2 protein-coding genes are annotated in these 4,916 nt (G+C 55.2%); both read right to left on the bottom strand.

What is annotated here, in order from left to right:
- Nucleotides 1-302, bottom strand: a 302-nt coding sequence (locus tag ACTH3D_RS12630; protein WP_441667481.1) for a condensation domain-containing protein, incomplete at its 3' end; no start/stop codon positions are given.
- 3 nt (nucleotides 303-305) lie between these two features.
- A partial coding sequence (locus tag ACTH3D_RS12625; protein ID WP_441667479.1) for an amino acid adenylation domain-containing protein occupies nucleotides 306-4,916 on the bottom strand: 4,611 nt, incomplete at its 5' end.

The raw sequence follows: 4,916 nt of genomic DNA, 5'->3' as shown, positions 1-4,916 counted from the left end.
AGTACTTCATGACGCGTCACAAGGTCATTCACACTCGACTCGAATGCAGCAACATCCAGTGGGCCTTGCAAATAAAACACACCTGGCATGTTGTAAGCCGGGCTTGCCGGATCAAGCTGCCATGTCAGCCATAAGCTACGCTGCGAATATGACAACGGAAGTTGCTCAGCTCGGTTAGCGGGCACGATAGGAAGCTCATGAAAATCGATGCCACTACTTTTCAGCTTATTCAGAAAACTTCGCTGCGCATCAACCTGTAATTCTGCAAAACGTTGAGCAATTTTTCTTTCGTCCAATTCCATGCCTCACCCCTCCAACTCGTTGAGCAGTTGATCCATAGTGGAGAGCCGCTTCGCGCGACCACCATCGGCATTAACCTGTTGTAACGCGACTCGTGTTGCCATTTTCGCCAGCGTCGGGTGTTCAAAAATAAGTCTTACTGGCAACGCCTCTCCAAAGCGCTGCGTGAAACGTGCTGCTATCTGAATCGCTGCAAGCGAGTGACCTCCTACCTCGAAGAAGTTGTCATGGCGGCCTATCCGTTCTGTCCCCAACACCTCGCTCCAGATCGCCGCTAGTGCATCTTCCACCTCACCTTGAGGTGGCTCGTACTGCGTGCCGCTGATTAAGTCCGGCGCGGGCAGCGCTTTGCGATCCACTTTGCCGTTGGCATTCAGCGGCAGCGCATCTAGTGCTACCATCGCTCTCGGCACCATATAATCCGGCAACTGTTGGCTCAGTCGCTCGCGTAGTGGGTTAGTGTCGAGTTCGATGCCTACTTGGGAAACCACGTACGCCACCAGCTTCGAGCCATTGGGATCTTCTTGGGCGATCACCACTGCCTCGCTAACTTCTGGCTGAGCCAGCAGTTCAGCTTCTATCTCGCCCAGTTCGATGCGTAGGCCGTGGATCTTCACCTGGTGATCAAGGCGCCCCAGGTATTCGAGCTGTCCATCCTCCCGCCAGCGCACCAGATCCCCCGTGCGATAGAGGCGTTCGCCCTGCGCAAACGGATCAGCAACAAAACGTTCCGCCGTTAAATCACTACGGTTTAGATACCCCCGGGCCAGACTTACCCCACCCAAATACAGCTCTCCAGAGATGCCCTGAGGTACTAGGTTGAGTTCACCATCTAATACATAGGTGCGGGTGCCGCTGATGGGCCGCCCAATGGGAATTTGGCGGTGAGTTTGATCACGACACCACCAATGAGTGACATGTATCGTGGTTTCGGTTGGGCCATACAGGTCATGCAGATTGGCACCATCAAGTCGCTCAGCCACATCTTGCTGTAACGTCGCTGGAACAGCCTCGCCACCGCACATAATATGTTTGAGACGCGTCTTGGTTTTAACATCGGGAAAGGCCAGGAAGGCCTTCAGCATCGAAGGCACAAAATTCAGTGTGGTAATTCCATGCTTCTGTATCAACTCAATGATACGCTCAGGATCGCGATGATCACCCGGCTGTGCGATCACCAAACGTGCCCCGACACTTAGCGGCCAGAAAATCTCCCATACAGAGACGTCGAACCCGAACGGTGCCTTGTGAAGTACGGCATCGGTATCGGTGAGCTGGTAGGTCTCCTGCATCCAGATCATGCAGTTGGTCAAGGCATCATGTCGAATGGCGACGCCCTTGGGCCGACCGGTGGAGCCTGAAGTGTAAATCACGTAGGCGAGGTGCTCGCCGTGCAGCACCACTGCAGGATTGGAAGAGGCGTGATGTGCTATATCCAGTCGATCTAACTCAACAACGCTGAGTCCATCCGCTACCGGCAATGAGCCACGCAAGTGGTGCTGAGTCAGCAACAGCTCGATGCCACTATCTTCGGCGATGAACGCCAGCCGCTCCGAGGGATACTCTGGATCCAGCGGCACATAGGCACCGCCCGCCTTGAGAATCGCCAGCAACCCCACCACCATCTCGATGGAGCGCTCCATGGCGATGCCCACTCGGGTTTCGGGGCGCACTCCCTGGCCGATTAGATAGTGCGCTAGATGATTGGCGTGGGTATTAAGCTCAGCGTAACTGAGTGACTGATCAGCAAATACAAGCGCCGTGGTTTCAGGGGTTGCCGCAGCTTGTTGCTCAATCAAATGATGAACTGGCGCAGCATCGGAGTATCCTTGAGAGTTTACTCCCCATTGAATAAGTTGCTGCTGCTCAGAATTTTCAAGCAACTCGATATCGCCCAGTGCCAGCCTTGGTGACGTAAGCAACCTTTGCAGTAGTGTCTCAAAGTATCCCGCAAGGCGTTGAATGGTCTCAGGCTCGAAAAGCTCTGACGCATAAACCATGCTAAATTTCAGCTGTCCATCAGGGAGATCCCGCACCTCTAGCGTTAAATCAAACTGAGCATCCTGTTGTAGAAACCCTGACTCAGTCAGTGTCAGGTCGGGTAATGTCTGAAACGCCGTAAGATTCTCTTGCCGATAGTTGAACATGACCTGGAAAAGAGGGTTGTGAGTCGAACTACGTGCGGGCTGTAGCGCCTCAACTAGCTGCTCGAAAGGTAAGCTTGAGTGCGCTAGGGCACCGATAACAGCGTTTTGACACTGTGCCAGTATCGTTTCAAATGAGTAGCGACTATCGATGTCATTGCGCAACACCAAGGTATTAACAAAAAACCCGATGACCCCCTCTATTTCCTGACGCTGTCGGTTGGCAACCGGTACACCCACGCGAATCTCTTGCTGCCCGCTATACCGGTGTAACAGTCCTTGGAAGCCTGCCAAAAGCACGGTGAAGAGGCTCGTATTCTGGCTCTCAGCGAGGCGACGCAGGCCTACTAGAAGTTCTTTAGGAAGAGAAAACGCATGTTGACCAGCACGTTTGGCCGTCAACCTCTGCCGGGAGTGATCGGTAGGCAGATCCAACGTAGGATGTTCACTGCCAAGTTGTTGTTGCCAATAAGCAAGCTGCCGTTCCCCTTCTCCGGATGCCAGCCACTCACGCTGCCAAACTGCATAGTCAGCGTATTGGATGCTCAAGGCAGGCAACTGAACAGTCTTACCGCGCATCTGAGCACGGTAAGAAGCTGCCAGCTCATCGAGCATAAGCTGCATAGATACACCATCGGAAATGATGTGATGCATGACGACGATCAAGGCATATACATCGGCGCTCAATCGCAGCAACGCAGCCCGTAACAAGGGGCCTTCTGAGAGATCAAACGGCTCGTCATTAAGCCTTCGTATCGTGTCTTCCTCATGCTGCTGAGCCTCACCAGCAGACATGCCACGAAAATCAATGACCTCCAGACCGAAGGAAACATCAGGCCTGATCGACTGCTTGGGGCCCCCTTCACTGTCAACGTCAAACGAAGTACGCAGCAACTCATGCCGCGCTATCAAACCGTCAAAGGCGTCACGCATCGCGTCTATATTCAGGTGGCCCGATAAACGCAGAACACCACCGATATGGTAAGCCGTACTCTCAGGTTCCAGTTGCCATAAGAACCATAGGCGTTGCTGATCATGAGAGAGAGGCAGTGGCTCGGCACGACGCGCATATGACAATACAGGGATAGGTGAGCGCCCCAAATCGGCATGATCATTTTTTATGCGCTCTACTTCATTTGCCATAGCGCCCAGAGAGGAGTGTTCGAACACTGACTTAGCTGAAAAATCAATCGCCCAATAATCGCTAATGCGTGAAGCTAACTGCACCGCCGCCAGAGAATTACCCCCGCTAGCAAAGAAGTGGGCATCTTTTCCCAACGGCTTTTCCTTGCCGTCCCCCAGCACCTGGTGCCAGAGCTTCGCCAACGCCTGCTCCGTTTCGCTCCCTGCTTCCGCAGTAGATTGCGATGACTTTCCTCCGCCCTCAGCGTCACCACCGCTGACAAAACGCCCAAAGGCGTGAATGGCGTAGGCATCCAGGCTACCCGCCTCCCAGCCTTGGCGGCAGGTGCTGCGCTGCAATTTACCGCTGGAGGTTTTGGGAAGACCGCCTGGGTTAAGCAGTAGCACTACCGAAAGCGGCTCATGGCAAGTGCTCCCCACTGTCTCGCTTAGCGTTTCGACCAACTTCTCGGCGGGCACTAGCTTCTGTATGCCGCGGGAGACCTCTGCCGCAATGCCGATCCCTTCAGCGCCTTCGGGGGTGGTCACTGCAAAGGCCGCCACGCGCCCTTTGCGCACTGCTTCCACTTCCGCCTCGATAGCGCTCTCGATATCCTGAGGGTAGACGTTATGGCCGCGCAGAATGATCAGGTCCTTAATACGCCCGGCGATATACAGCTGCCCTTCGTGCAGAAAGCCTAGATCGCCAGTGCGCAGCCAGCGATCATCGCGGGCGTCGTGGTTCTGTGCATCAGCATCATCGGTGCGCTGCCAACTGACCCCATCGCGGGTAACAAAAGCTTGAGCTGTTGCTTCAGGGTTCTGCCAATACCCGTGCGCCACGCTGGGCCCATTGACCCAGATCTCGCCGACTTCACCACTGGGCAGCGAGTGAAGCCCCTCAGGGTCGACAATATCGATAGCGTGACCGGGTTCCGGTGTACCGCAGCCCACCAGGGTGTTGCCTTCAACCGCTGAGGCAGCCTTTCCCTCGGCCAGCGACTGTTGAGAAAAAGCCGTGCCTACCACGCCCGTACCGCGCGAATTACAGCTAACCAATAGCGTCGCTTCGGCCAAGCCATAACAGGGTGCTGCGGTGTCAGCGGCAAAGCCCGCCGGGCGGAAGCGTTCGATAAAGCCAGTGAGGGTATCGTGGCGTACCGGCTCGGCGCCTGAGAACGCAACCCGCCAGCTGGATAAGTCGAGCGCCTCAAGCTGCTCGTCGCGGATACGCTCAAGACACAGCCGGTAGGCAAAATCAGGGCCACCGCTAATGGTGCCCCGGTGGCGAGAGATCGCTTCCAGCCAGCGTACCGGCCGCTGTAAAAAGAAGGTGGGGCTCATCAATAC

The sequence above is a fragment of the Halomonas sp. genome (assembly GCF_052095765.1).
Lineage (GTDB): Bacteria > Pseudomonadota > Gammaproteobacteria > Pseudomonadales > Halomonadaceae > Halomonas.
The sequence above is the reverse complement of the archived record's forward strand: the minus strand, read 5'-3'. Positions and strand labels throughout refer to the sequence as shown.